This window comes from Cupriavidus sp. 01T418, assembly GCF_056398885.1.
Window position 1 is genome coordinate 155,709 of record NZ_JBFTQG010000004.1, and the last position, 24,029, is coordinate 179,737.

At 68.0% G+C, this 24,029-nt stretch carries 21 protein-coding genes; 13 read left to right on the forward strand and 8 right to left on the reverse strand.

Annotated elements, in window-relative coordinates:
• Nucleotides 1–4: 4 nt before the first annotated feature.
• The 5 genes from AC1DQ3_RS06745 to cobC are packed head-to-tail and all read left to right on the forward strand — an operon-like array spanning nucleotide 5 to nucleotide 3,913.
• Complete coding sequence (locus tag AC1DQ3_RS06745; protein WP_477119404.1) at nucleotides 5–841, forward strand: ABC transporter ATP-binding protein; 837 nt, start codon at nucleotides 5–7, stop codon at nucleotides 839–841.
• A complete protein-coding gene (gene cobO, locus AC1DQ3_RS06750; protein ID WP_477119405.1) occupies nucleotides 834–1,475 on the forward strand; it encodes a cob(I)yrinic acid a,c-diamide adenosyltransferase in 642 nt (213 codons plus the stop codon). The genes AC1DQ3_RS06745 and cobO overlap by 8 nt, the downstream gene beginning before the upstream one ends.
• 44 nt (nucleotides 1,476–1,519) lie before the next feature.
• Nucleotides 1,520–2,560 (forward strand): nicotinate-nucleotide--dimethylbenzimidazole phosphoribosyltransferase, encoded by a 1,041-nt coding sequence (gene cobT / locus AC1DQ3_RS06755; RefSeq protein ID WP_477119406.1) that lies wholly within the window; start codon nucleotides 1,520–1,522, stop codon nucleotides 2,558–2,560.
• Nucleotides 2,561–2,588: 28 nt separating this feature from the next.
• On the forward strand, nucleotides 2,589–3,353 hold the full coding sequence (locus AC1DQ3_RS06760; protein WP_477119407.1) for an adenosylcobinamide-GDP ribazoletransferase: 765 nt from the start codon (nucleotides 2,589–2,591) through the stop codon (nucleotides 3,351–3,353).
• Entirely contained in the window at nucleotides 3,338–3,913 is a 576-nt protein-coding gene (gene cobC, locus AC1DQ3_RS06765; RefSeq protein ID WP_477119408.1) for an alpha-ribazole phosphatase, read from the forward strand. The genes AC1DQ3_RS06760 and cobC overlap by 16 nt, the downstream gene beginning before the upstream one ends.
• An 11-nt stretch (nucleotides 3,914–3,924) precedes the next feature.
• On the opposite strand, the gene AC1DQ3_RS06770 is transcribed toward cobC, so the two are convergent.
• The 4 genes from AC1DQ3_RS06770 to cobU are packed head-to-tail and all read right to left on the reverse strand — an operon-like array spanning nucleotide 3,925 to nucleotide 7,611.
• Entirely contained in the window at nucleotides 3,925–4,833 is a 909-nt protein-coding gene (locus tag AC1DQ3_RS06770; protein ID WP_477119540.1) for a cobalamin-binding protein, read from the reverse strand.
• Between the two features lie 11 nt (nucleotides 4,834–4,844).
• Complete coding sequence (gene cobD, locus AC1DQ3_RS06775; protein WP_477119409.1) at nucleotides 4,845–5,912, reverse strand: threonine-phosphate decarboxylase CobD; 1,068 nt, start codon at nucleotides 5,910–5,912, stop codon at nucleotides 4,845–4,847.
• A complete protein-coding gene (cbiB, locus tag AC1DQ3_RS06780; protein ID WP_477119410.1) occupies nucleotides 5,909–6,898 on the reverse strand; it encodes an adenosylcobinamide-phosphate synthase CbiB in 990 nt (329 codons plus the stop codon). Before cbiB ends, cobD begins: the two co-directional genes overlap by 4 nt.
• Nucleotides 6,898–7,611 (reverse strand): bifunctional adenosylcobinamide kinase/adenosylcobinamide-phosphate guanylyltransferase, encoded by a 714-nt coding sequence (gene cobU / locus AC1DQ3_RS06785; protein WP_477119411.1) that lies wholly within the window; start codon nucleotides 7,609–7,611, stop codon nucleotides 6,898–6,900. Before cobU ends, cbiB begins: the two co-directional genes overlap by 1 nt.
• A 91-nt stretch (nucleotides 7,612–7,702) precedes the next feature.
• Between cobU and AC1DQ3_RS06790 the strand changes: the two genes are divergently transcribed.
• The 5 genes from AC1DQ3_RS06790 to AC1DQ3_RS06810 all read left to right on the forward strand — a co-directional run bounded on the left by AC1DQ3_RS06790 (nucleotide 7,703) and on the right by AC1DQ3_RS06810 (nucleotide 12,660).
• Entirely contained in the window at nucleotides 7,703–9,214 is a 1,512-nt protein-coding gene (locus tag AC1DQ3_RS06790; protein ID WP_477119412.1) for a cobyric acid synthase, read from the forward strand.
• A gap of 145 nt (nucleotides 9,215–9,359) precedes the next feature.
• Nucleotides 9,360–10,010 (forward strand): nucleotide-binding protein, encoded by a 651-nt coding sequence (locus AC1DQ3_RS06795; RefSeq protein WP_477119413.1) that lies wholly within the window; start codon nucleotides 9,360–9,362, stop codon nucleotides 10,008–10,010.
• 274 nt (nucleotides 10,011–10,284) lie between these two features.
• A complete protein-coding gene (locus AC1DQ3_RS06800; protein WP_477119414.1) occupies nucleotides 10,285–11,517 on the forward strand; it encodes a PepSY-associated TM helix domain-containing protein in 1,233 nt (410 codons plus the stop codon).
• 105 nt (nucleotides 11,518–11,622) lie between these two features.
• On the forward strand, nucleotides 11,623–12,303 hold the full coding sequence (locus AC1DQ3_RS06805; RefSeq protein ID WP_477119415.1) for a helix-turn-helix transcriptional regulator: 681 nt from the start codon (nucleotides 11,623–11,625) through the stop codon (nucleotides 12,301–12,303).
• 153 nt (nucleotides 12,304–12,456) lie between these two features.
• Nucleotides 12,457–12,660 (forward strand): hypothetical protein, encoded by a 204-nt coding sequence (locus tag AC1DQ3_RS06810; RefSeq protein WP_477119416.1) that lies wholly within the window; start codon nucleotides 12,457–12,459, stop codon nucleotides 12,658–12,660.
• 44 nt (nucleotides 12,661–12,704) lie between these two features.
• Here the strand turns inward: AC1DQ3_RS06810 and panC are convergent, their stop codons facing one another.
• The 3 genes from panC to AC1DQ3_RS06825 all read right to left on the reverse strand — a co-directional run bounded on the left by panC (nucleotide 12,705) and on the right by AC1DQ3_RS06825 (nucleotide 14,809).
• On the reverse strand, nucleotides 12,705–13,553 hold the full coding sequence (gene panC / locus AC1DQ3_RS06815) for a pantoate--beta-alanine ligase (protein WP_477119417.1): 849 nt from the start codon (nucleotides 13,551–13,553) through the stop codon (nucleotides 12,705–12,707).
• A 141-nt stretch (nucleotides 13,554–13,694) separates the two neighbouring features.
• Complete coding sequence (locus AC1DQ3_RS06820; RefSeq protein ID WP_477119418.1) at nucleotides 13,695–14,576, reverse strand: segregation and condensation protein A; 882 nt, start codon at nucleotides 14,574–14,576, stop codon at nucleotides 13,695–13,697.
• Between the two features lie 44 nt (nucleotides 14,577–14,620).
• Nucleotides 14,621–14,809, reverse strand: coding sequence for a DUF3460 family protein (locus AC1DQ3_RS06825; protein ID WP_477119419.1), 189 nt, complete (start codon nucleotides 14,807–14,809; stop codon nucleotides 14,621–14,623).
• Between the two features lie 209 nt (nucleotides 14,810–15,018).
• Between AC1DQ3_RS06825 and AC1DQ3_RS06830 the strand changes: the two genes are divergently transcribed.
• The 3 genes from AC1DQ3_RS06830 to bamE all read left to right on the forward strand — a co-directional run bounded on the left by AC1DQ3_RS06830 (nucleotide 15,019) and on the right by bamE (nucleotide 21,653).
• A complete protein-coding gene (locus AC1DQ3_RS06830; RefSeq protein ID WP_477119420.1) occupies nucleotides 15,019–16,899 on the forward strand; it encodes an autotransporter assembly complex protein TamA in 1,881 nt (626 codons plus the stop codon).
• Nucleotides 16,900–16,963: 64 nt separating this feature from the next.
• A complete protein-coding gene (locus AC1DQ3_RS06835) occupies nucleotides 16,964–21,043 on the forward strand; it encodes a translocation/assembly module TamB domain-containing protein (protein ID WP_477119421.1) in 4,080 nt (1,359 codons plus the stop codon).
• A gap of 61 nt (nucleotides 21,044–21,104) precedes the next feature.
• Nucleotides 21,105–21,653: an outer membrane protein assembly factor BamE domain-containing protein gene (bamE, locus tag AC1DQ3_RS06840; protein ID WP_477119422.1), complete on the forward strand. Its 549-nt coding sequence runs from the start codon at nucleotides 21,105–21,107 to the stop codon at nucleotides 21,651–21,653.
• Nucleotides 21,654–21,708: 55 nt separating this feature from the next.
• On the opposite strand, the gene metG is transcribed toward bamE, so the two are convergent.
• The gene (gene metG, locus AC1DQ3_RS06845) at nucleotides 21,709–23,778 is read right to left on the reverse strand and encodes a methionine--tRNA ligase (protein ID WP_477119423.1); all 2,070 of its coding nucleotides are present in this window, start codon (nucleotides 23,776–23,778) and stop codon (nucleotides 21,709–21,711) included.
• Nucleotides 23,779–24,029: the final 251 nt, after the last annotated feature.

Here is a 24,029-nt window from a genome sequence, read left to right on the forward strand (position 1 = left end):
CCCCATGCCGAGCTGGAACGAACCCGTCTCGCCTTGTCCGCCGCTGGTGCTGCAGTCCTTGCAGCTGCGCGCCGGCAAGCGCGCCTTGCTCGATGGCCTGAGCCTGACCATGCAGGCCGGCGAGCTCTGGTGCATCGTCGGGCCCAACGGCGTGGGCAAGTCCACGCTGATGTCGGTGCTGGCCGGACTGCGCAAGCCGGACGGCGGCGCGGTGCTGCTGGACGGCCGCGCTCCGCTGGAGATCGCGCCGGCCGTGCTGGCGTTGCGCCGCGCCTATCTGCCGCAGGCGGTGCACGATACTTTTTCAATGTCGGTGCGCGACGCCGTGGCGGTGGGCCGCCACCCGCACCTGTCGGGCTGGGGCTGGTCCGGCCGCGAGGACGATGCGGTGGTCGCGGCGGTCATCCGCGAACTGGATCTCGATACGCTGGCGGGGCGCGACGTGCTGACCCTGTCCGGCGGCGAGCGCCAGCGCGTCTCGCTGGCCGCCACGCTCGCGCAACAGGCGCCGCTGCTGCTGCTCGACGAACCGGCCGCCCACCTCGACCTGCGCCACCAGATCATGGTGCTGGAGACCCTGGCCCGGCTCGCGCGCGCCGGCCGCCACGCCGTGGCGGTTATCCTGCACGACCTTAACCTGGCGCGCCGCTACGCGACCCATGCCTTGCTGCTGGCCGAGGACGGCCTCTGCCTGCATGGCCCCGCCGCGCAGGTACTGACCCCCGCGTATTGCTCGCACGCGCTGCGCACGCCGATTGTCAGCGTCAGCGAAGGCCACCATACCGCGCTGATTGCCGACGGCGCCTTTCATCCGGAACAAGAAGGAACGCAACATGACTGAACCCCAAGCCAACGACCCCTCCACCAGCGAAGACGCCGCCCGCGACGAACGCCACAAGGCGCGCATGGTGCGCAAGAAGGATGCCGTGGATGCCAAGATTGCCGCGGCCCAGGAAGAGCGCGGCGTGATCGTCATCACCACCGGCAACGGCAAGGGCAAATCCAGCTCCGGCTTCGGCATGGTGGTGCGCGCGCTCGGCCACGGCATGCAGGCCGGCGTGGTGCAATTCATCAAGGGCGCCTTTCCCAGCGGCGAGGAAATGTTCCTGCGGCGCTTCCCGGAACAATGCGCCTTCCACGTGATGGGCGAGGGCTACACCTGGGAAACCCAGGACCGCGCGCGCGACGTGGCCAAGGCCCAGGCAGCGTGGGAAGTGGCGCGCGGGCTGATGCGCGACCCGTCGATCGGCCTGGTGCTGCTGGACGAACTCAATATTGCGCTCAAGCTGCATTATCTCGATGTCGATACCGTGATCGCCGACCTGCGCGCCCGCCCGCCGATGCAGCATGTGGTGATCACCGGCCGCGGCGCGCCGCCCGAGCTGATCGAGGCGGCGGACACGGTGACCGACATGACGCCGGTCAAGCACGCCTTCGAGCAAGGCATCAAGGCGCAACGCGGCGTGGAGATGTAAGGCCACGGGCACCTGTCATTCAGCGAATCATTGCGACGAACACCATGCAGCTACCTCACATCGCCCCGCTCGACGCCGCCCTGCGGCCGGCCCTGCAAGCCGCCATCGACGCCAAGACCAAGCCGCTCGGCGCGCTCGGCCGGCTGGAAGACCTGGCCCTGCAGATCGGCCTGATCACCGGCAGCAGCGCGCCCGAACTCAAGCGGCCGGCCGTGATCGTGTTCGCCGGCGACCACGGCGTGGCCGATGCGGGCGTGAGCGCTTATCCCGCCGAGGTGACGGCGCAGATGGTGCTCAACTTCCTGGGCGGCGGCGCGGCCATCAATGTGTTCTCGCGCCTGCACGGGCTGGCGCTGGAGGTGGTGGACGCGGGCGTGCGCGCGCCGCTGCCCGCCGCGCCCGGCCTGGTCAACTGCCGCATCGCGGCGGGTACGCGAAATTTCGCGCAAGAGCGCGCGATGACCGCGGAGCAGGTACAGGCGGCACTCACCGCCGGCATGGCACGCGTGTTGCGCCATGCGCAGCTGGGCAGCAATGTGATGGGCTTCGGCGAGATGGGCATTGCCAATACCTCGTCGGCCGCCTGCCTGGCAAGCCGGCTCACCGATGCGCCCATCGACGATTGCATCGGCCGCGGCACCGGCCTGGACGATGCCGGCCTGGCACGCAAGCGCGCGGTGCTGGCGCAGGCGCTCGCCCTTCATGCGGATGCCGTGGAGCCGCTCGATGTACTGGCGGCCTTCGGCGGTTTCGAGATCGCCATGATGACCGGCGCTTTCCTGGCCGCTGCCGCAAGCCGGATGGTGATCCTGGTCGATGGCTTTATCGCTTCGGCAGCGCTGCTGGTGGCGCAGCGGCTCGCTCCCGAGGTGCTGGCGTACTGCGTGTTCTCGCATTGCTCGCACGAGCATGGGCATCGCCGCCTGCTTGAACACTTCGGCGCGCAGCCGCTGCTGGCGCTCGACCTGCGGCTGGGCGAGGGCACCGGCGCCGCGCTGGCCTATCCGCTGGTGGCTTCGGCCGCGGCTTTCCTGCGCGAGATGGCGACCTTCGGCGCCGCCGGCGTCAGCACGGCTTCCGCCTGACGCGGCGGCTATCCTGCCACAATGGCCCATGCTCGATGAACTCCGCTACTTCCTGACTGCCGTCGGCTACTTCACGCGGGTGCCGGTGCCGCGCTGGGTCGGCTTTGCGCCGCACTACCTGAACGCGGCGGCGCGCTATTTCCCGCTGGTGGGTTTGCTGGTGGGCACGCTCGGCGCGCTGGCGAGCTGGGGCGCGCTGCAGTGGTGGCCGCCTGGCGTGGCACTGCTGCTGGGCATAGCGGTGACGCTGCTGGTGACGGGCGCCTTCCACGAAGACGGCCTGGCGGACTGCATCGATGCCTTCGGTGGCGGCTACCGGCGCGAGGACGTGCTGCGCATCATGCACGACTCGCGTATCGGCGCGTTCGGCGCCATTGCGCTGGTGGTGGCGCTGCTGCTCAAGTGGCAGTTGCTGGTGGCGATTGCCGGGCGCAGCGGCATGGTGGCGCTGTTGCTGGTGCTGGTGGCCGCGCATGCGGCCAGCCGCGCGATGGCCGTGAGCTATCTTGCGACGCTCGATTATGTGCGGGCCGAGGGCAAGGCCAAGCCGGTGGCGCAGCGCCTGTCCGGCATCGGACTGGCTTTCACACTGCTGTGCGGCGCCTTGCCGCTGCTGCTGGTGTCGCCGCGGTTCGCAGCCGTGGTGCTGATGGCATTGCTGGTGTTGCGCTTCCTGCTGGGGCGATACTTTGTGCGCCGCATCGGCGGCTACACCGGCGACTGCCTCGGCATGGCGCAGCAACTGGCCGAGTTGTCGATTTATCTCGTGGCGGCGGCATGGACCTGGTCCTGATCCGGCACGCGCAGCCCGAGGTTGCGCAGGGCATCTGCTATGGGGCGCTCGATTTGCCGCTCGCGCAACCCGTGGTGCCCGAGCCCGCGCGCATGTTGTCGGCGCTCATCGGGCTGGTGCCGCAGCGCATTGTCAGCAGCACGATGATGCGTGCTCGCGCTACCGCCGCGCTGCTGGCGCAGGACCTGGAGTTGGTGCCCGAGACGGATGCCCGGCTGCGTGAACTCGATTTCGGTAGCTGGGAAGGCTGTGCATGGGATGCCGTGCCGCGCGCCGAACTGGATGCCTGGGCCGCCGATCTGCTTCATGCACGTCCCCACGGCGGCGAGAGCGTAGCCGAGGCGATGGCGCGGGTAGCGGCATGGGCCGATACCTTGCCGGCGCACGCGCCCGATCGCCTGTGGGTAGTGGCCCATGCCGGCCCGATGCGCATGCTGGCGGCGCACTGGCTTGGGGTGCCGCTGCCCACCACGCTGCGGTGGGACCTCGGCTTTGGAGCGAGTTGCCGGTTTACGCTCGGCGGCACGGCACCGCGGCTGCGCTGGTGGAACCGGGTCTGAAACGTAAGATCCTACTGCGCCGGCCGCTTGCGGCGTGCGTTCTCCAGGTCCTTGCAGACGATCTCCGCGCCCTGGGTGATACGCGGCCCGGCCCGATTGACCAGGTCGCCATCGATGGCATACAGGTTGCCGCGCGCCACCGCCGTCACCTGTTTCCAGCGCTCCCAGATGGCGAAGTCGGGCAGCGGCCGATCCGAGCGGGTCGCGCCCATGCTGGCCGTCATCATCACTTCCGGATTGCCGGCCACCACCGCTTCCACCGATACCGTGGGCACCAGCAGCGATTCGTTGGCAAACAGGTTGCGCCCGCCGCAGAGCGCCAACACGTCGCTGATCAGGTGCTGGCCGCTGAGTGTCATCAGCGGTTGCTGCCAAACCTGGTAGAAGACCGTCACCGGCGGGCGCGCAGCGTAGGTCTGGCGCAGTTTGTCGACCTGCTGGCGGAAGGTGGCGGCGGCACCGTTGGCGGTGGATTCGGTGCCGAGCAGCACGCCGAGCCGTTCGATATTGCTGGGAATGCCTTCCAGCTTGCGCGGTTCGCTGTAGAAGAGCGGCAGGCCGAGCGCGCGCAGGCGATCGGTCTGCTTTTGCGCATTGCCGTGGCGCCACACCACGATCAGGTCCGGCTTGAGTGCGGCGATGCGTTCGAGATCGAGCGCCTTGTTGTCGCCCAGGCGGGGGATGTCGCGGGCCTGCGGCGGGTAGTCGCTATAGCTCACGGTGCCGACGATGCGCGACCCGCCGCCGGCGGCGTACAGCATCTCGGTGACATGCGGCGCCAGCGAGATCACGCGGCGCGCGGGCTGGTCCAGCGTGACGGTCTGCCCGGCGTCGTCGACCACCGAGATGGCGGCGCCGGCGTTGCCGCAAACGCTGCTGCCCAGCAGCGTGGCGAGGATGAGCAGGGCGCGGAAAGTCATCGGGGTATCGATCATCGGGGTTCGGTAGGAAAGCGTGCGTCTTGTTGCGTGTCCTTGGCCATCGCGGCGCATGCGGATGCCAGCGCCGCGTCGAGCCGTTGCCATGCCGCGTCTTGCGCCGGGGGCAAACCCAGCCGCAGGCTTGGCAAGGCAGCCACGCCGGCCGGTGCGTCGAACAACCGCGTCCATACGCCATGCCGCGCAAGCGCGTCGTGCAGCAGGGCGGCATCGGCGCGCGGCACCCAGCTGAACAAGGGGTGGCTCACGGCTGCCAGGCCATGCGCGCGCAGCATCGCCGCGAGCCGCTTGCCCGCCTGCTGCAGATGCTCGCGCGTGGTGGCCTGCCAGTCATGGTCGGCCAGGGCCAGGCGCGCCACCGCGCGCGCCGGGCCGGCCACGGTCCAGTGCCCCAGTTGTCCGGCCAGCGCCGCCAGCAAGGCGGACTGCGCCAGCACGAAGCCGCAGCGCACACCGGCCAGGCCGTAGAACTTGCCGAGCGAGCGCAGCACCACCAGGCCCGGACGATCCGCCAGCGCCGCCAGCGACAGCGCGGGCGTGCAATCCATGAAGGCCTCGTCGAGCAGCAGCGTGCCGCCGCGCTCCGCCAGCTCGGCATGCCAGTGCAGCAGCGTGGACTGTGCGAGCGTGCGTCCGGTCGGATTGTTGGGATTGACCACCACCAGGTGGTCGAGCCGCGCGGCAAGGTCCCCACGTGCGAAATCGGCTTCGGCCAGTGGCACCACCTGATGCCCGGCGCGGGCGAAGGCGGGTGCGTATTCGCTGTAGCCCTGCGCGGCCACGCCGACGCGTCCCGCTTTGAGCAGTTGCGGCAAGGTGCGGATGGCGGCCTGCGAGCCGGCCACCGGCAGCGCCTGCGGTGCGCCGTAAGCCTGCGCCGCGAGTTCGGCCAGGCCGTCGCCGTCCTGCGGCAGCCGTTGCCATGCGTGCGCGGGCAGGGCCGGCACGGGATAGCCGTCGGGATTGATGCCGGTGGAAAGGTCGAGCCAGTCTGCGGCCGGCCGGCCATAGCTGCGCACCGCGGCAAGCAGATCGCCGCCGTGGCGGATCGGGGTACTCATGCGATGCCGTATTGGCGGAGGGCGGCGCTGGCGCCGGCGGCGGCCAGCCAGAGCCACAGCGTGCGTTGCACCAGGCGCAGGCAGGCGTGCACATCGGCGGCGGCGGGCGCGCGTCCTTCGCCTAGCGGCGGACGCTCTTCCGATTCGCCGTGGTAGCGGGCCGGGCCGCCCAGCGCCACGCCGACGGCGCCGGCACCCGCGGCCATGACGGGGCCTGCATTGGGGCTGGACCACGCCGGCGCCTGCGCGCGCCAGCAGCGCAATGCTTGCACGGTACGCCCGAGCAGTGCGTACGAGAGCGCGGTAAGGCGTGCGGGCGCGAGGTTGAGCACATCGTCCAGCCGCGCGGCGGCCCAGCCGAAATACAGCAGGCGGGGCGTGCGGTAGCCCCACATGGCGTCAAGCGTGTTGGCAAGGCGATAGGCGATCACTGCCGGCGCGCCGCCCACCAGGAACCAGAACAGGGCGCCGAAGATGGCGTCGTTGCCATTCTCCAGCGCCGATTCGCAGGCGGCGCGGGCCAGCGCCTCGGCGTCGGCATCGGCGGTGTCGCGCGAGACAATGCGTGCCGTGAGCTGGCGCGCCTTGGCGATATTGCCTTGCGCCAGCGCGGCGGCGATCGGCGCGATATGCTGGGCCAGGCTGCGCGCGCCCAGCGCGGCGTAGAGCGCCAGGGCCTGCAACAGCCAGCCCAGCACGGCGCTCAACTGCGCGGCGGCATGCACGAGTACGCCGCCCAGCGCGGCAGGGACCAGCACCATCAGCGCCCAGGCGGCCAGGCCGGTGAGCCGCTGGCGCAGCGGCGCGCCGCCACGGTTGAGGCGGCGTTCGAGCGCTGAGGCGAGGCGGCCGAAACCGACCAGCGGGTGCCAGCGGCGCGGCTCGCCGAGCCATTGGTCCAGCAGCACGCCAGCTACGGCGGCGCATACGCAGGCGGTCCAGGCAAGCAAGGGAAACGGCCACCACGACGGCAGCGAAGACAGCATCAGCACGCCGGGTCGGCGCCTTTCACGCTGATGGGGATGCCCGCTACCAGCAGCCGCACGCGATCCGCGGCGGCGGCCAGCTTCTGGTTCAGCCGGCCCAGTTCGTCGACATAGAAGCGGGTGATGGCGCCCATCGGCACCACGCCGAAGCCGATCTCGTTGGAGACCAGGATCACGTGGCCGGGCAGGGTGGGCAGCGCGGACAGCAGCGCGTCGATTTCCTCGGTGAAGGCAGCGGGCGGTGTCACCAGGCCGTGCTCGGGATAACTGCGGGCGTCGAGGAACAGCAGGTTATTGAGCCACAGCGTGACGCAGTCGACCAGGATGCAGCCATTGTGGGTCGCGTGGGCGTACAAGGCGTCGGCGAGATGCAGCGGCTCCTCGACCAGCCCCCACTCCGCCGGGCGCCGGGCACGGTGCAGCGCGATGCGCACTTCCATTTCTTCGTCGGCGCGGTCTTCGTCGTGGCGCGCGGTGGCGATATAGGTGACGGGACCCCCGGTGGCCGCGGCATGATCGGCAGCCATCTGCTCGGCGAAGTGGCTCTTGCCGGAACGTGCTCCGCCGAGCACCAGCGTGAGCTGGCGCGGGCGGATGGCGGCCGCTTCGGCGTGCGGCGCGGCCGCGGACTGGGGCGAACGTTCGCCGGCCGGCGCGTGGCTGGTGGCGCTGGCGGGCTCGGTGGCGGTGGCGGAGGCATGTGCCGGGATCATCCGGGTATTGTAGCGGGCGCATCCCTGGACCGCACGCCCGCAATGGCGGGCGCAGAGCGACCAGGCCGCGCCCCGATGCGATAATCCCACGATGCAAAAAAATCTCTCCGAAGCCGCCGCGCGGGCATTGCCGGGTGGCTTGCGCGGTACCTTGATGGTGCAGGGCACCACCTCCGACGCGGGCAAGAGCACCCTGGTGGCCGGCCTTTGCCGGGTGCTGGCGCGCGCCGGCGTGCGCGTGGTCCCGTTCAAGCCGCAGAACATGGCGCTCAACAGCGCGGTCACCGCGGACGGCGGCGAGATCGGGCGCGCCCAGGCCCTGCAGGCACTGGCCGCCGGGCTGGCGCCGCATACGGACATGAACCCGGTGCTGCTCAAGCCCAGCAGCGATACCGGCGCGCAGATCATCATCCATGGCCAGGCGCGGCTGGACCTGGATGCACGCGCCTATCACGCCTACAAGCCGGTGGCGATGCAGGCCGTGCTGGCCTCGCACAAGCGCCTCGCCGGCGCCTACGAGGTAGTGATGGTGGAGGGCGCCGGCAGCCCGGCGGAGATCAACCTGCGCGACCGCGATATCGCCAACATGGGTTTTGCCGAAGCGGTCGACTGCCCGGTGGTGCTGGTGGCCGACATCGACCGCGGCGGCGTGTTCGCCCACCTGGTCGGCACGCTGGACTGCCTGTCGGAATCCGAGCGCGCGCGCATCAAGGGCTTCATCATCAACCGCTTCCGCGGCGATATCGCGCTGCTGCAGCCCGGGCTGGACTGGCTCGAGGCGCGCACCGGCAAGCCCGTGCTGGGCGTGCTGCCCTACCTGCACGGCCTGCACCTGGATGCGGAGGACGCCATCATCGGCGCGCAGGCCGCCAAGCAGGGCGAACTGCTGCGCGTGATCGTGCCGGTGTTGCCGCGCATCTCCAATCACACCGATTTCGATGCATTGCGCGCGCACCCGCAGGTGGACCTGCGCTTTATCGGCCCCGGCATGCCGATCCCGCCGGCGGACCTGGTCGTGCTGCCGGGCAGCAAGAGCGTGCGCGCCGACCTGGCCTTCCTGCGCGCAAATGGCTGGGAGCCTGCCCTGCTGCGGCACCTGCGCTATGGCGGCAAGGTGATCGGCATTTGCGGCGGCATGCAGATGCTGGGCCGGCAGGTGGACGACCCGGCCGGCAACGAGGGCACGCCCGGCCGCAGCGAGGGTTTCGGCCTGCTGGACTACGCTACCGTGCTCGCGCCGCACAAGCAGTTGCGGGTGGTCAGTGGGCGGCTGGCCCTGGAAGGTGCCACGCAGGCCACCGTGCAAGGCTACGAAATCCATATGGGCGTGACCACCGGCGCCGCGCTGGCGCGCCCGGCGCTGTGGCTGGAGGGCGAGCGTCCGGACGGCGCGCAATCGGAGGACGGCCAGGTGCTGGCCTCTTATGTCCACGGCCTGTTCGACCAGCCCGGGGCCTGCGGTGCGCTGCTGCGCTGGGCCGGGCTGGCGCGCGCTGAAGGCGTGGACCTGGCCGCGCTGCGCGAGGCATCGCTGGAGCGCCTGGCCGACACGCTCGCCGCGCATCTCGACCTGGACGCCTTGCTGGCGCCCTTGACAACGTAGGCACCGGCCGAGTCGCCAAGGCACGGCAACTGCTAAACTCGCAGGCGGGCTCCGCCGGGGCCTGGTGACGGCAGGGCCACGGCGGAACCCGGAGCGGCGCGCCCGGATGGCAGCGCCGCCATGGACAGCCATTGGGGAGACAGCCATGCCCGTAGTCGTGATCGCCAATCCCAAAGGCGGCGTAGGCAAGACCACGCTTGCCACGAACCTGGCGGGCTACTTCGCCAACGCCGGCCATGCCGTGATGCTGGGCGATACGGACCGCCAGCAATCCTCGCGCGCCTGGCTGGGTTTGCGTCCGGCCTCGGCGGCGCCCATCCGCACCTGGGACATCAGCGCCGAGCAGATCGCGCGCCCGCCCAAGGGCACCACCCATGTCGTGCTCGACACCCCGGCCGGCCTGCGCGGCTGGCGCTTCAACGACGTGATGAAGCTGGCCCACCGCGTGGTGGTGCCGCTGCAGCCTTCCTTGTTCGATATCCTTGCCACCCAGGATTTCCTCGCCCGCCTGGCCGACGACAAACGCGTGCGCCACGGCGAGGTGGAGGTGGGCGTGATCGGCATGCGGGTCGACCTGCGCACCCGCTCCGCCGAGCAGTTGCAGCACTTCGTCGCGGGCCTTGGGCTGCCGGTGCTGGGCTTCCTGCGCGATACGCAGAACTACGTGCAACTCGCCGCGCACGGGCTGACCCTGTGGGACGTGGCGCCATCCCGCGTGGCGCGCGACTGGGAGCAGTGGCAGCCCATCATCGGCTGGCTGGAGCAACCCGCCCTGGCCAAGCGCCCAGCCGCCTGAGCAGGGCATCCACGGACGGCCAGCTCACGCTGCGCACGGCTGCGATCAGGTCGGCGCCGGGACACCGGTCGTCAAATGCTTCGCTTTCCACACCGTCCAGGCGCTGGTAGAACCCGCGTGCCCGGGCGTTGCTGTCCGGTACGTGCGCGAACCTGCAGCGCCTGATAGAATCGCGAATCCTTCGCATTCGCATTTTCGCTGGCGTGATGTATCCCCATTCCGCCGGCGTGTGATGCGCAATACCTGATCCCCCAACATCTGCTCTCCGCCTTCCATGGTCACCGGCCGCCTGCGCGTTGTCATCGTCAAGATTCATCTCTACATCGGCTTAACGCTGGGTTTGTTGTTCGTCATGCTGGGCCTGACCGGTACCGCCATTGCCTGGCGCGATGAACTCGACGCGCTGCTCAATCCCGCATTGCTGAGCGCCTCGGCCGACGTGYCGCTGCCGGTCCAGCCGGCGACGGTGCAGGCAGTGACCGACAAGCTGCAGGCCGATCCGCGCTACGGCCAGCCTGGCCTGCTGGTGCTGCCGTCCGCGCCGCACGAGGTATTTGTCGCCTGGTATCCGCTCAAAGGCACGCCGAATGCCGGCCGCTCGCGCCAGGTCATGGTCGATCCCGTCACGCTGGCGGTGAAGGGCGAGCGGGTCTCGGGCGAGCCAGGGCTGTCGCGCCCGCTGCTGATGTCCACCTTGTTCCAGTTGCACCACTACCTGCTGTCCGGCGAGACGGGCCGCACCCTGCTGGGCGTTACCGGCATGCTGCTACTGCTGATGGTGATCGGCGGGGTCGTGCTGTGGTGGCCAAAATTCAAGGCGCGCGCGATCGTGAATGCCTTCCGCATCACCCATGGCGGCTCGTGGTCGCGCTTCAATTATTCGCTGCACCGCACGGGTGGCATCTTCGCGGCGCCGGTGCTGGCCACCATGGCGTTTTCAGGCTGGTACCTGAACCTGCCCAAATGGGTGACGCCGGTTGTCGCCAGCGTGATGACGGTGACGCCGCCCGGCAAACCGGCATCGGCGCCTGCGCCCGCCGGCACGCCCGCGCTGGGCGCAGCGCAGGCCGTGAGCGCGGCACAGGCGCTCTATCCGGCAGCGCTGGTCACGCGCGTGAGTTTTCCGCGCAAAGCCGGCGATCCCTTCGAGGTCCGCGTGCGCCAGCCTGGCGAGGTGCGGCAGGGCAGCGGTGCCACCCGGATCTGGCTTGATGCCTACACGGGCAAGCGCCTGGGCGTACGCGACCCGATGGATGCGCCCGCCGGCGATACCTTCCTCAACTGGATGTACCCGTTGCATACCGGCGAAGCCTTCGGTTTGCCCGGACGGGTCTTTATCTCGGTGTTCGGACTGGTGCCGCTGCTGTTCGCCGTGACCGGGGTACTGATCTGGTGGAAGCGGCGGCGCGGGCATCGGCGCCACGTGGCCCGGATGCTGCAGCGCGCGGGGAGCGGGCAGCCGGCTCAGGCCGAGCCTGTTCTGGCGCGGCAGGCCCTGGAAAGATAAAAAAGAAGCGGCCCTAACAAAAAGTGTTCAAATAGTTCGTCCGGCAGCGTTTATATGTCCAATATATTGGACAAAAAACGGGAATCAGACTAGTGTACTGAACATATGCCAGCCTTTTCGGATACCACCACCGTCCTTGAACGCCAGTTGCTGCTGCAATTGGGCGATCGCATCAAGCGCCTCAGAAAGGCGCAAGGCATCAATACGGTCGAAATGGCCCGGCGAGTGGGCATTTCAAGAACCACACTTAGCTCAGTGGAAGCAGGAGACCCGGCGCCGACGATTGGCACGTACCTGCGTGTCATGTCAGTTCTGGGCGTTGCTGGCGACTTGGCCTTGTTGGTCAGTGACACCTTCCAGCCGCCTCCAGCTAGCTCCGCGGCGGGAAAGTCCAGACGCCCGCGCCCCCAGGTGCAGGTTCTGGTCACTACTGATTCTGGGCAACATCAGGCTCAAGACCTGCAGAGCATGGCGCTTCACAAGGAGGCGATCCGGCTGATTCAGGAAGACCCGGCGTTACTGCAGCGCGCCTTGGATACACTCGGGCAGTGGCGCGCCAAGGGCGGGGCTCGCTCCCAGTCCCTTTGGGAGGAATGGGAGGCGATTCTTATTCGACGCTCGTGGCGCAAAGTTCTTGGCCGGACGAGGCGTGCCCAGGAACTTCGCCAAGCTTCGCCTTTGCCAACGGTATTACCTGAAAACGTCAGGCGTGATGTGCTTGCCCAGATGCAAGCACTGAAGAAGGGGGTTGTTTTGGGCGACAAAAGGGAAGAGGGGCTCACATGAACCGCGAAGATTTGGACCCACGGTTATTACGCGCAGGGTGTCGGGCCAGAGACGGCCTGCCTGCCAGCCGGTTGGGAAGCTCGCCTGCAGCGTATTCAGAACGCCGGGACCAACGGCCGTGTGGCCTATTGCCTGGATGTGCTTGATCTCTTCATGGCCAAGGCGGTGGCTGATCGAGACAAGGACCGGATCTTCAACATGGCGCTGCTGCAATACGGCTTTGTAGCGCCAGACAAGGCGCTCGAGATGGTCGATGACATGCCGATCGATAAGGCCGCGAAGGGGCGGTTACGTGCACGGATCAAGCGCTGGACGAAGACCTTGCGAGAACAAGGACACCCGATCGCTGATGAGTAGGACAGCCGAAATTCATGGAGGCGCGGCGATCGCCGCGCCCGGGGTCAGATCTCGAGGTTGTCGATCAGCCGCGTAGCCCCCAGCTTGGCCGCCGTCAGGATCACCAGCGGCTCGCCGGCCACATATTCGTCGCGGGTCGGCGGCTGCAGGTCTACCTGCTTGCGAATGGCAATGTAGTCCGGCTTCCAGCCGCGCGCCTGCAGCGCGGCCTGGGCATTGGCCTCGATCGCGGCCAGGTCGGCGCTGGCGCTGTTGGCGGCCAGCACGGTATTGCGCACGTCATGCAGCGTCTTGTAGAGCACCGGTGCCTCGGCGCGCTCGTCGGGCGTCAGGTAGCGGTTGCGCGAGGACAAGGCCAGGCCGTCCTCGGCGCGCACGGTCTCGGCCGGCACGATGTCGATCGGCAGCGCGAACTGGTTCGCCATGCGGCGCACGATCATCAACTGCTGGTAGTCCTTCTTGCCGAACACGGCCACGCGCGGCTGCGCGCAGGAGAACAGCTTCATCACCACGGTGCAGACGCCCTTGAAGAAGCCGGGGCGGAACTCGCCTTCGAGGATGTCGCCCAGGTCGTGCGGCGGCTCCACGCGGTATTCCTGCGGCTCGGGGTACATATCCCGCTCGGTGGGGGCGAACAGCACGTACACGCCTTCCTTTTGCAGCTTCTCGATGTCGTCCTGCAGCGTGCGCGGGTACTTGTCGAAATCCTCATTGGGGCCGAACTGGAGCCGGTTGACGAAGATCGACGCGACCACCGGGTCACCGTGCTGGCGCGCCAGGCGCATCAGCGACAGGTGGCCTTCGTGCAGGTTGCCCATGGTCGGCACGAAGGCCGCCCGGTTCTGTCCGCGCAACTGGTCCCGCAACTCGTGAATGGAGGAGATGACTTTCATGAAGTTGGTGTGCTGGTCGTGATAGGAGTGACCCTGGCGCTATGCGCGCCCGAGAAGGCCGGTCTGGTGCTCTTGGTGGCGCCGACTGTCGGCGGATTGTAGAGCATGTGGCCCGGGGAGGTCGGTGCTCCTGGTGCCCGCCTAGCTGGGAATGTACGCCAATCGCACATAAATGGGCGCAAAGGGCTCCGCCTGGGTGATCTCCACCAGCGCTTCGCGCGACAGCTCCAGCATGGCGATGAAGTTGACCACCACCACGGGCACGCCCTTGCCGGAGCGCACGGCTTCGTCGAAGAGTTCGGAGAACTCCATGAAGCGGGTGTGCTGCAGGCGGCGCAGGATATGGCTCATATGCTCGCGCACCGACAACTCCTCGCGCGAGATCTTGTGGTGCTGGTTGAGCCTGGCACGCTTGAGCACATCGGCCCAGGCGGCTTGCAGGTCGACGACCTCGACATCGGGGAAACGCGGCGCGAGGCTTTGCTCGATATAGACCTGCGAATGCAGGAAATCGCGGCCGAGCTGCGGTATCTGGTCGATGCGCATGGCCGCCAGCTTCATCTGCTCGTATTCGAGCAGGCGGCGCACCAGTTCGGCACGCGGATCCTCTTCTTCCTCGTCGCTGTCGGATTTTTTCACCGGCAGCAGCATGCGCGACTTGATCTCGATCAGCATCGCCGCCATCAGCAGATACTCGGCGGCCAGTTCAAGATTGCTCTTGCGGATCTGCTCGATATAGGTGAGGTACTGGCGCGTCACCTGCGCCATCGGGATATCGAGGACGTTGAAGTTCTGCTTGCGGATCAGGTAGAGCAGCAGGTCCAGCGGCCCTTCGAACGCTTCCAGGAAGATTTCCAGCGCATCCGGCGGGATGTACAGGTCCTGCGGCAGCTTGAACAGCGGCTCGCCGTACAGGCGCGCGAAGGCCATGCCGTCGAGGGCGGCCGGCGTGGAATCCTTCTCGGGTGCCACGCTGGGCAGTTCGACCGGGGGCTTCAGCTTGTCCTGCTCGCTCTGGTTCATCTAGGGAACGGGGCGTCGATGGGCGTCGATGGACGGATATGGCTTCAGTCCAGCGAGTAGACGTAAGGCTTCTGCGCCACGCGCGAGGCGTCGGCGCGGGCACGCTCTTCGAGGTTGATCGGGGTCTTGTCCCACAGCAGCGCGCGGCCCTGGCGTTGTTCCGCTTCCAGGGAAGGGCGCTCGTCCTTGAGCGACTTCAGGAACTGGGTGATATCCGATTCGTAGAGAGCCATGGCGTGAAACAGTGTGAATTGACGAACGAGCCCGGATTTTACCGTATCGGCAGGGCCAGCAACGCGATTGCGCGCGATTCCGCCATTTTGCTCCCCCCGTCCCATGCGTGGCGCGGCTGCCGGGGCGTTCTTTTTGGCGCCATCGGGCAGGCTGGCCGCGTGGGTGTGGTCAAATATCGACTTTGCTTGACGTGCACCAATCGATGAGGATGGATCCAGCGAACCCGCGCACCGTGCATGCCGGCTCTGTCGCCGCCTCCGGCGGACGGCTGGGGGCGCCGGTCGTGCTGCGCCGCCTGGTGCCGCCGTTGCTGGCTGCCATGGCGCTGTGCGCGGGGCCTGCTGCCGCCGCCTACAAGGTCGAGGTGGACGCGCCCAAGGCGATCAAGGACATCCTGCAAGAACACCTGGACCTGTCGCGCTACCGCACACGCGACGACATCTCGCCTGACCAGTTCAGCTACATGGTCGAAACGGTCGGCGACCAGGTCCGCCAGTTCACCTCCACCGAAGGTTATTTCGATCCGCAAACCACCGCGAAAGTGGAGGGCAGCGGCGATGCGCGCACCGTGACCATCACGGTGGACCCTGGCGCACGCACCGTGATTCGCGCGGTAGACGTGAACGTGAGCGGCCCCGCCGCCACCCAGTCGCCGGAGCAAATTGCCGAAATCCGGGCCAGATGGGGCCTGCCGGCGGGCGAGCCGTTCCGCCAGGCGGACTGGTCCAAGGCCAAGGAAGACGCGCTGGTGGAGCTGCAGAGCCATACCTACTACGGCGCCCGCCTGGCCGGCTCGCAGGCGCGCATCGAGCCGGACGAGCATGCGGCGGACCTCAGCGCGCGTTTTGCCAGCGGCCCGGCCTATAGCATGGGGCCACTGAAGATCAGCGGACTGCGGCGTTATCCCGAGCAGATCATCCGCAACGTCAATCCGCTGTCAGAGGGCGAGCCGTACCGCGTGGAGCGCCTGCTGGAATTCCAGCGAGCGCTCCAGAACCAGCCCTATTTTTCCAACGTGCAGATCGACCTGGGCCAGCAGGAGTCGACGGATGAGGGCAAGGTGACCGAAGCCGGCACGGCCAGCGATGCCGCGCCACCAGTCGACATGAACGCCGACAAGGTCACCGTGCCGGTGTACGTGCGCGTGCGCGAGTATCCCGTCCACCGGCTCTCGTCCGGCGTGGGCTACACCACCGATACCGGCGCCCAGATCGAAGGCCGCTATTCCTACTACAACCTGTTCAACCGCGCCTGGGTGTTCGACGCGCAGGCGCGCATCGAGCAAAAGCGCCAGTACGCGTTCGCCGAGGTTGCCATGCCGCCCGATAGCAGGACGTACCGCAACAGCGTCTACGGCAGCTACGAGCGCACCATCGACCAGGAAAGCACCGACCTGACCAGCCTGCGCACGGGCCTGAAGCGCTCCCGCTCGCGCGAGAAGTACGACACCACCATGTCGCTGGACTACTACGATGACAACCTCCAGCCCTTCGGCCAGGCGGACCAGCTCAGCCGGGCGCTGGTGCCCGCCTTCGCGTGGGTGCGGCGCGACGTGGACAACCCGGTTTTCCCGCGCCGCGGCAACGTCATCAACACGCAGATTGGCGTCGCGGGCAAGCACCTGCTGAGCGACGAAACCTTCCTCCGCCTCTACGGCCGCATCCGCCAGTACATTCCGGTGGGCAAGCGCGACCTGGTGGTGGCCCGGCTGGAGCTGGGCGCCGATATCACCCACGGCGACGTCACCAAGGTGCCGGCCTCGCTGCGCTTTCGCGCCGGCGGCACCGACTCGATCCGGGGCTACAGCTACCAGTCGATCGGCACCCAGAGTGGCGCCAGCGTGCTGCCCGCCAAATACCTCGGCACCGCCAGTCTGGAGTACCAGTACTGGTTCCTGCACGATTGGGGCGCCGCGGTATTCTGGGATGTGGGTACCGCCACCGACAGCCTGACCGGCGTCAAGCTCTTCAACGGCGTGGGCATCGGCGCGCGCTGGCGCAGCCCGGTCGGGCCGGTGCAGCTCGATATCGGCTACGGCATCCAGGACAAGCAGTTCCGTCCGCATATTTCATTGGGGGTCGCGTTCTGATGACAATGCGAACCCGCCGGCAGGCCGGCCATCCCCATCCACGCAGCCATATGGTGCTGGCCGCATGAGCATCCCCGACATGCCTCCCGTTCCCGCGCGCGACAAGAGCGCACCGGGGCCCGAGCGCCCGCGCCGCGGCCGCTTTGGTCGCTCGGGGCGCTGGCTGGCGTGGCTGGCCGTGGTGGTGCTCGTGCTGGTGATGGCTGCGCTGGCGGCCACGGTGCTGGCCCTGCGCACCGAGGCCGGCACGCGCCAGTTGTGGTCGCTGGCTACGCGCCTGTCCGCCGGCACCTTGTCCGGCAAGCTGGAGGGCGGCACGGTGGCCCACGGCCTGCGCCTGCGCGACGTGGTGTTCGCGAGCGGCGAGACGCACGTGACGGTGGACCGCCTCGAAGGCAGCTGGTCGTTCAACTGGTCGCCGGCCCGCTTGCATGTCGACTGGCTGCGCATTGGCGCGGTCACGCTGCGCTTGCCCGCGGCGCAGCCGGAGAGCGCGCCCGCCACGCTGCCCAAATCGCTCGAGCTGCCCCTGGCGGTGGACGTGGATGTGCTGACGCTGCAACGCCTGGCCTGGCTGCAGGGGCCGCCGGCCACGCCCAGCGAGATGGTGTTTGCCGGCCTGGCGGGCTCGCTGCATTCCGACGGGCAGCGCCATCGCGTTGGCATCGAGCGCCTGGTCACGCCGTATGGCAAGCTGGCCGCCAATGCACAGATCGCTGTCCAGGCGCCGTTCGCGTTGAATGGCGCGGCCCTGCTGGAGGGCAGCTGGCAGCAGGAGTCGTTCAGCCTCAGCGCCAATCTGCGCGGTTCGCTCGCCGCCCTGCGCGCGCAAGTCGAGGCCAGCGGCGATCGCCTGCACGGCCGCGCCGAGGCCGACCTGACACCGTTCGGCAAAGTGCCGTTTACCCATGTGCGGGTCAACGGCGAGCACATCAATCCGCGCCTGTTCAGCCCCTCGGCCCCGCAAGCCGACCTGTCCGTGCAGGCCGAGCTGCGCCCCGTGGCCGGCGCGAAGCCCGCCGGCGCCGGCGACAAGATGCCCCTGCGGGTGGCGGGCGACGTGCACATCGTCAACCATGAAGCCGGCAAGCTCGACGCCGAGCGCCTGCCGGTGGCATCGGTGCAGGCGCACATCGAAGTGAGCGAGGCGGCGCAGTCGGTGCGCGACCTGCGCGTGGCGCTGGCCGGCGGCGGCGAGATCAGCGGCGGCGGCACGCTGCGCGAGGGCCGCGGCGGCTTCGACCTCGACGTGCGCAATCTCGACCCGCAAGCCCTCTACGGCAGCCTGAGGCGCGTGCGCTTGTCCGGCCCGGTCATCCTGCGGCTGGAGCCCGGACGCCAGAGCGCGGCGCTGGATCTTGCCGGCGGCGAGTTCAAGCTGTTCGCCGATGTGCGCCTGGATGCCGAGGCCTTGACGCTGACCGCGCTGCGCGCCGGCATCGGCGCGGGCACGCTGAACGCCGAGGGCAAGCTTTCGCTGAAGGATGAACAGCCCTTCAGCTTCAAGGGCAAGCTCACGAATTTCGATCCCGCGCGCGTCGCCGCGGTGGCGCCCGGCCGTATCAATGCGGATTTCACCACCAGCGGCACGCTCGCGCCGCAGCGGCGCGTGGCGCTCGACTTCGCGGTGCGCGACAGCGTCTACGCCGGGTTGCCGATGCGCGGCGAGGGCAAGCTGCGCCTGGCCGGCGAGCGCCTGCTGCCGAGCCAGGCCACCATCGACATGGCCGGCAACCAGGCCCGGCTCAACGGCAGTTTCGGCGCGCGCGGCGACCGCCTGCAACTGCATGTGGACGCGCCCCAGCTGGAGCGGCTCAAGTTCGGCGTGGCCGGCGTGCTCAAGCTCGATGCCGACATCACCGGCACCCTGTCGCGGCCGGAAATCGTGGGCACCTATAGCGCCCGGTCGCTGGTGGTGGGTCCGCACCATGTGGCCAGCGCCAGCGGCAGCGCCGAGCTGCGCGGGGGGCTGGACGGCACGCTCGCGCTGCAACTGAGCGCGCGCGACTATCGCGGCCCGGTTGCCACGCTGCGCACGCTCGACGTGACGCTCAGCGGCACGCAGACCAGGCACAGCTTCGAGCTGAAGGCGGCGGGCGCGCTGCGTGACAGGCCGATGCAGCTGACCCTGGCCGGGCAGGGCGCGTGGCAGGGCAAGGCCGGCTGGAACGGCACCATCCGCACCCTGGAAGAACGCGGCATCGCCAATGTGCGGCTGATCGCGCCGACGCAGCTCCTGGTGGCCGACCAGCGTGTGCGGCTGGGCCCCGCCGGCCTGCAGTTCGAGCACGCCCGCGTCAATGTGGACGCGTTCGAGTTCGATCATGGCCGCATCCGTACCCAGGGCAAGCTCGACGGCCTCCAGCTTGCCAATGTGCTGCGGCTCGCCGAGGCGCTGACTGGCGAAGCGCCGCCGGTGCGCTCGGACCTGGTGCTGGATGGCCGCTGGAACATCACGCTGGCCGAGACCGCCTCCGGCTTTGCCGAACTGCGGCGGCGCAGCGGCGACGTCTCGGTGAGCGCGGGGCGCGGCTACACCACGCTGGGTCTTGGCGAAACCGGGCTGCGTGCCGAGTTTGCCGGCAGCCGCCTCAACCTGCGCGGCGGCGTCGAAGCCTCGCGGATCGGCAAGGTGGTGGTGGATGCGTCTGCCGGGCTGATCCAGGAGCAGGGTTTGATGACGGTGACGCCGGCCTCCACGCTGGCGGGCAAGGTGTCGCTGGAGGTGCCGAAGATCAAGGCGCTGGAAGCGTTCAGCGGGCCGCAATACGCGTTCGACGGCACGCTGGCGGCTTCCCTGCAGCTGGCCGGCACGGTCGGCAACCCATTGCTCACCGGCAAGATCGACGGCAGCGGTATCGCTCTCACGCTGTACGACCTGGGCATCCGGCTCACCGACGGTATTGTGCATGTGGTGCTCGACCAGAACACCATCGAACTCAAGCAAGTGGAGTTCCGCGGCGGCGACGGCAAGATCGTGGCCACCGGCAACGTGAAGCTGGGCGAGACCAATCCCAACCTGACCGGCAAGATCGTGGCCGACAAGCTCCAGCTGTTCGCCAGCCCCGAGCGCACGCTGATCGTTTCCGGCGATGCCAGCATCGTCAACGAGAACCGGCAGATCGTGATTCGCGGCAAGTTCCGCGTGGACCACGGCCTGTTCGACCTGCCCAAGGCCGGTGCCCCGGAACTGGGCGACGACGTGGTGGTGGTGCGCCGCCGCGACCAGCGCGCAATCAAGACCGCCGCCACGCCCGTGCCAGAAGAGAAGCCGGCCGCCCGCTTCAGCCCGCTGATCGACCTCACGCTCGACCTGGGCAACAGCTTCCGCTTCCGCGGCGCCGGCGCGGACCTGCGCCTGGGCGGCGAGCTCGGCATCCGCAGCGCGCCGCTGACGCCGCTGCGCGCCACCGGCACCATCCGCGTGACCGACGGCACCTATGAGGCGTTCGGGCGCAAGCTGAACATCGAGCGCGGCATCATCAACTTCAACGGGCCGGTGGACAATCCTAATGTCAACATCCGCGCCATGCGCCGCAACCAGGAAGTGGAGGCTGGCGTGGAGGTGACGGGTACCGTGCGGCTGCCCCGGGTCAAGCTGGTGTCCGAGCCGAATGTGCCGGAGGAGGATAAGCTGTCATGGCTGATGTTCGGCTACGGCGCGGAAGGCGCCGGCGCCGGCCAGCAGCGGCAACTCGGCGCCGGGGCCCTGGGTGGCGCGGCGCTGGGCGTGCTCGGCGGACGCGCGGGCAAGGGCATCGTGCAACATCTTGGCATCGACGAGTTCTCGATCGGGCCCAGCACGTCCGGGCTCAACGACCAGCAGGTGGTAACCGTGGGCAAGACCGTGACCGAGCAGATCTCGGTGGGCTACGAACAGAGCCTGACCAGCGCCACCAATGTGGTCAAGCTGACCTGGGCCTTCTCGCGGCGCTGGTCGCTGATTGCCAAGGGGGGCTCGATCAACGGGCTCTCGGTGCTGTTTAACCGCCGCTTCAGTAACTGGGGCAATTTGTTCAGCGGCACCTCCAACCGTGCCGGAACCGAAAGGAGCCAGACCGATGCCAGCCAAGTTTCCGACAGCAGTGCAAAGGGCAACGCGCCAGGCGCCGCCTCGGCTGCGGCCGCGCCCGCGCAGCGCTGAGACGCGGTCTGCCGCCTCCACCACGTTCGCCACTGCCGCGTCTTGCCGACGCCTTGCCGCCATGGGACTGATTTCCTCCGTGCTCGCCCTGTTCGGGTGCGACCAGCAAAAGGTCGACGAAGCCATGAAGAAGGCGGGCGATACCGCGCGCGCCACCTGGAACTCGGTCAAGCCCGACAGCCAGTTGTTCAAGGGTATCGTGGCAGGCGAGTCCAGTGAGGACGACGTGCGGCGCCAGGCCGGGCGCCCGGAGATCGTGTGGGAGGAAGATGACGGCGGGCGCCGCCTCGAATATCCGCGCGGGCCGGAGGGTGCCACCACCTGGATGGTGACGATCGGCGCCGATGGCAAGGTGCGCGCCATCGAGCAGGCCCTGACCGCGGAAAACTTCGCGCGGGTGCGTGCCGGCATGAGCCGCGACGCGATCCGCCGCCTGCTCGGCAAGCCCACCAAGGTGGAGGCCTTCGCGCTCAAGAAGGAAGAGGTGTGGGGCTACCGCTGGTGGGAAAGCCCGCAGGAAAAGGCCTTCTTCAACGTGCATTTCGACGCGCAGGGCACGGTGACGCACACCTCGCGCAGCGACGATCCCTCGAAGATGCAGGGCGGCTAGTCCGCCGCCGCGGCGCCAACCGGCGCCGCGCCATGGCGTATCGAGTATCGGCGGATCAGCGGATGCGCATGCCCGGCACCGCGCCTTCGTGCGGCTCCAGGATCCAGAGCCCGGGCGTGGCTTTCTCGTCCGCCGCGGAAGCGGCCAGCACCATGCCTTCGGACAGGCCGAACTTCATCTTGCGCGGCGCCAGGTTGGCCACCATCACCGTGAGCTTGCCCACCAGTTGTTCCGGCTTGTAGGCGGACTGGATGCCGGAGAAGACGTTGCGCGTCTTGCCTTCGCCCAGGTCCAGCGTGAGCTGCAGCAGCTTGTTCGAGCCTTCTACCGTCTGGCAAGCCACGATCCTGGCCACGCGCAGGTCGATCCTGGCGAAGTCGTCGATGGTAATGGCCCCGTCGATCGGTTCGATCGACGGGGCGGCCGCGTCCGCCGCGGCCGCCGGCGCGGTGGCTTGCAGCGAGTCGCGGTTGGCGGCCAGCAGCGCATCGACCTGCTTGGCATCCACGCGGGTCATCAGGTGCGAGTACGGCTGCACCGGGCGCGAGGCCGACAGCTGCTTGTCGATGCCGCGCCAGTCCAGCGGCTCGATATTGAGGAAGCGCTCCACGCCGGCGGCCATCTGCGGCACCACTGGCTTGAGATAGACCGTCAGCAGGCGGAAGGCTTCCAGCGAGACCGAGCAGGCCGCGTGCAGGGCCGTGCGCTTGCTTTCGTCCTTGGCCAGTTCCCACGGCTTTTCGGTATCGACGAAGGCGTTCACGGCATCGGTGAGTTCCATCACCAGGCGCAGCGCCTTGCTGTACTCCCGGCCTTCGTAGAACTGCGCCACCTGCGGCGCGGCTTCACGCAGTTGCTTGAGCAGCGGATGGGCCAGCGCGGCTTCGTCCACCACGCCTTCGAAACGCTTGACCAGGAAGCCGGCGGCGCGGCTGGCGATATTGACGTACTTGCCGATCAGGTCGCTGTTCACGCGCGCGATGAAGTCATCGAGGTTCAGGTCGAGGTCTTCCATGCTCGCGTTGAGCTTGGCGCCGAAGTAGTAGCGCAGCCATTCCGGGTTCATGCCGGTATCGATATAGCTCTGCGCGGTGATGAAGGTGCCGCGCGACTTGCTCATCTTGGCGCCGTCGACCGTCAGGAAGCCGTGCGCGAACACGTTGGTGGGCGTGCGGTAGCCCGAGAAGCGCAGCATGGCCGGCCAGAACAGCGTGTGGAAATACAGGATGTCCTTGCCGATGAAGTGGTACTGCTCGGCGTTGGAGTGCGGGCCGACCCAGGCGTCGAAATCGATGCCCTTCTTTTCGGCCAGGTTCTTGAAGCTGGCGTAGTAGCCGATCGGCGCATCCAGCCACACGTAGAAATACTTGCCGGGCGCACCGGGAATCTCGAAGCCGAAGTAGGGCGCGTCGCGCGAGATGTCCCAGTCCGACAGGGTCGAGGCCTCGCCTTCGGCGCCCAGCCACTCCTGCATCTTGTTGACCGCTTCCGGCTGGGCCAGGTCGCCCACCCACTCGCGCAGGAAGGTTTCGCAGCGCGGGTCGGAAAGCTTGAAGAAGTAATGGGCGGAGGACTTGCGCACCGGCGTGGCGCCGGACACCACCGAGTACGGATTCTTCAGGTCGGTGGGCACGTAGGTCGTGCCGCAGACCTCGCAGGAATCGCCATACTGGTCCTTGGCGCCGCACTTCGGGCATTCCCCCTTGATGAAGCGGTCCGGCAGKAACATGTTCTTGACCGGGTCGTAGAACTGCTCGACCTCGCGCTCGGCGATCAGGTCCTGGGCCTTGAGAGCCAGGTAGATCTTCTCGGAGAGCTGCTTGTTCTCATCGGAGTCGGTGCTGTAGTAATTGTCGAACGACACCATGAAGCTGTCGAAGTCGCGCTTGTGCTCGGTCCACACGCGGTCGATCAGCTGCCTGGGCGTGATGCCTTCCTTTTCGGCCCGCAGCATCACCGGGGTGCCGTGGGTGTCGTCCGCGCCGACGTAGTACACCTCGTTGCCCATCATGCGCTGGAAGCGCACCCAGATGTCGGTCTGGATGTACTCCACCAAGTGGCCGATATGGATCTGGCCGTTGGCGTATGGCAGGGCAGATGTGACGAGGATGCGACGTGCGGTCATGGAAGAATTGCCGGTCAGGAGGGGGTTGGACAGTAAGGCGGGGGCGCCGCCGCGAAATACAGGCGGGCACCGTGAGAGGGCTATTCTAGCAAGCGAGGCAGGCAGCGCGTGCACTCCGGGCGGGCGGAGCGGGAAGCGCGTGTTTTTAGTGATCTGTAAATCACTAAAAAGCATCCGGGCAAAAAAAGCGCCGGTTAGGTACCGGCGCAGCTTTCCACAACGGAAAAGGAGGAGAAATCAGGTACCGCCCG

What these genes read in the sequence shown, in the direction of transcription:
- AC1DQ3_RS06745 (WP_477119404.1), top strand. Translation starts at nt 5, where the DNA reads ATGCCGAGCTGGAACGAACCCGTCTCGCCTTGTCCGCCGCTGGTGCTG.
- cobO (WP_477119405.1), top strand. Translation starts at nt 834, where the DNA reads ATGACTGAACCCCAAGCCAACGACCCCTCCACCAGCGAAGACGCCGCC.
- cobT (WP_477119406.1), top strand. Translation starts at nt 1,520, where the DNA reads ATGCAGCTACCTCACATCGCCCCGCTCGACGCCGCCCTGCGGCCGGCC.
- AC1DQ3_RS06760 (WP_477119407.1), top strand. Translation starts at nt 2,589, where the DNA reads ATGCTCGATGAACTCCGCTACTTCCTGACTGCCGTCGGCTACTTCACG.
- cobC (WP_477119408.1), top strand. Translation starts at nt 3,338, where the DNA reads ATGGACCTGGTCCTGATCCGGCACGCGCAGCCCGAGGTTGCGCAGGGC.
- AC1DQ3_RS06770 (WP_477119540.1), bottom strand. Translation starts at nt 4,833, where the DNA reads ATGACTTTCCGCGCCCTGCTCATCCTCGCCACGCTGCTGGGCAGCAGC.
- cobD (WP_477119409.1), bottom strand. Translation starts at nt 5,912, where the DNA reads ATGAGTACCCCGATCCGCCACGGCGGCGATCTGCTTGCCGCGGTGCGC.
- cbiB (WP_477119410.1), bottom strand. Translation starts at nt 6,898, where the DNA reads ATGCTGTCTTCGCTGCCGTCGTGGTGGCCGTTTCCCTTGCTTGCCTGG.
- cobU (WP_477119411.1), bottom strand. Translation starts at nt 7,611, where the DNA reads ATGATCCCGGCACATGCCTCCGCCACCGCCACCGAGCCCGCCAGCGCC.
- AC1DQ3_RS06790 (WP_477119412.1), top strand. Translation starts at nt 7,703, where the DNA reads ATGCAAAAAAATCTCTCCGAAGCCGCCGCGCGGGCATTGCCGGGTGGC.
- AC1DQ3_RS06795 (WP_477119413.1), top strand. Translation starts at nt 9,360, where the DNA reads ATGCCCGTAGTCGTGATCGCCAATCCCAAAGGCGGCGTAGGCAAGACC.
- AC1DQ3_RS06805 (WP_477119415.1), top strand. Translation starts at nt 11,623, where the DNA reads ATGCCAGCCTTTTCGGATACCACCACCGTCCTTGAACGCCAGTTGCTG.
- AC1DQ3_RS06810 (WP_477119416.1), top strand. Translation starts at nt 12,457, where the DNA reads ATGGCCAAGGCGGTGGCTGATCGAGACAAGGACCGGATCTTCAACATG.
- panC (WP_477119417.1), bottom strand. Translation starts at nt 13,553, where the DNA reads ATGAAAGTCATCTCCTCCATTCACGAGTTGCGGGACCAGTTGCGCGGA.
- AC1DQ3_RS06820 (WP_477119418.1), bottom strand. Translation starts at nt 14,576, where the DNA reads ATGAACCAGAGCGAGCAGGACAAGCTGAAGCCCCCGGTCGAACTGCCC.
- AC1DQ3_RS06825 (WP_477119419.1), bottom strand. Translation starts at nt 14,809, where the DNA reads ATGGCTCTCTACGAATCGGATATCACCCAGTTCCTGAAGTCGCTCAAG.
- AC1DQ3_RS06830 (WP_477119420.1), top strand. Translation starts at nt 15,019, where the DNA reads ATGGATCCAGCGAACCCGCGCACCGTGCATGCCGGCTCTGTCGCCGCC.
- AC1DQ3_RS06835 (WP_477119421.1), top strand. Translation starts at nt 16,964, where the DNA reads ATGAGCATCCCCGACATGCCTCCCGTTCCCGCGCGCGACAAGAGCGCA.
- bamE (WP_477119422.1), top strand. Translation starts at nt 21,105, where the DNA reads ATGGGACTGATTTCCTCCGTGCTCGCCCTGTTCGGGTGCGACCAGCAA.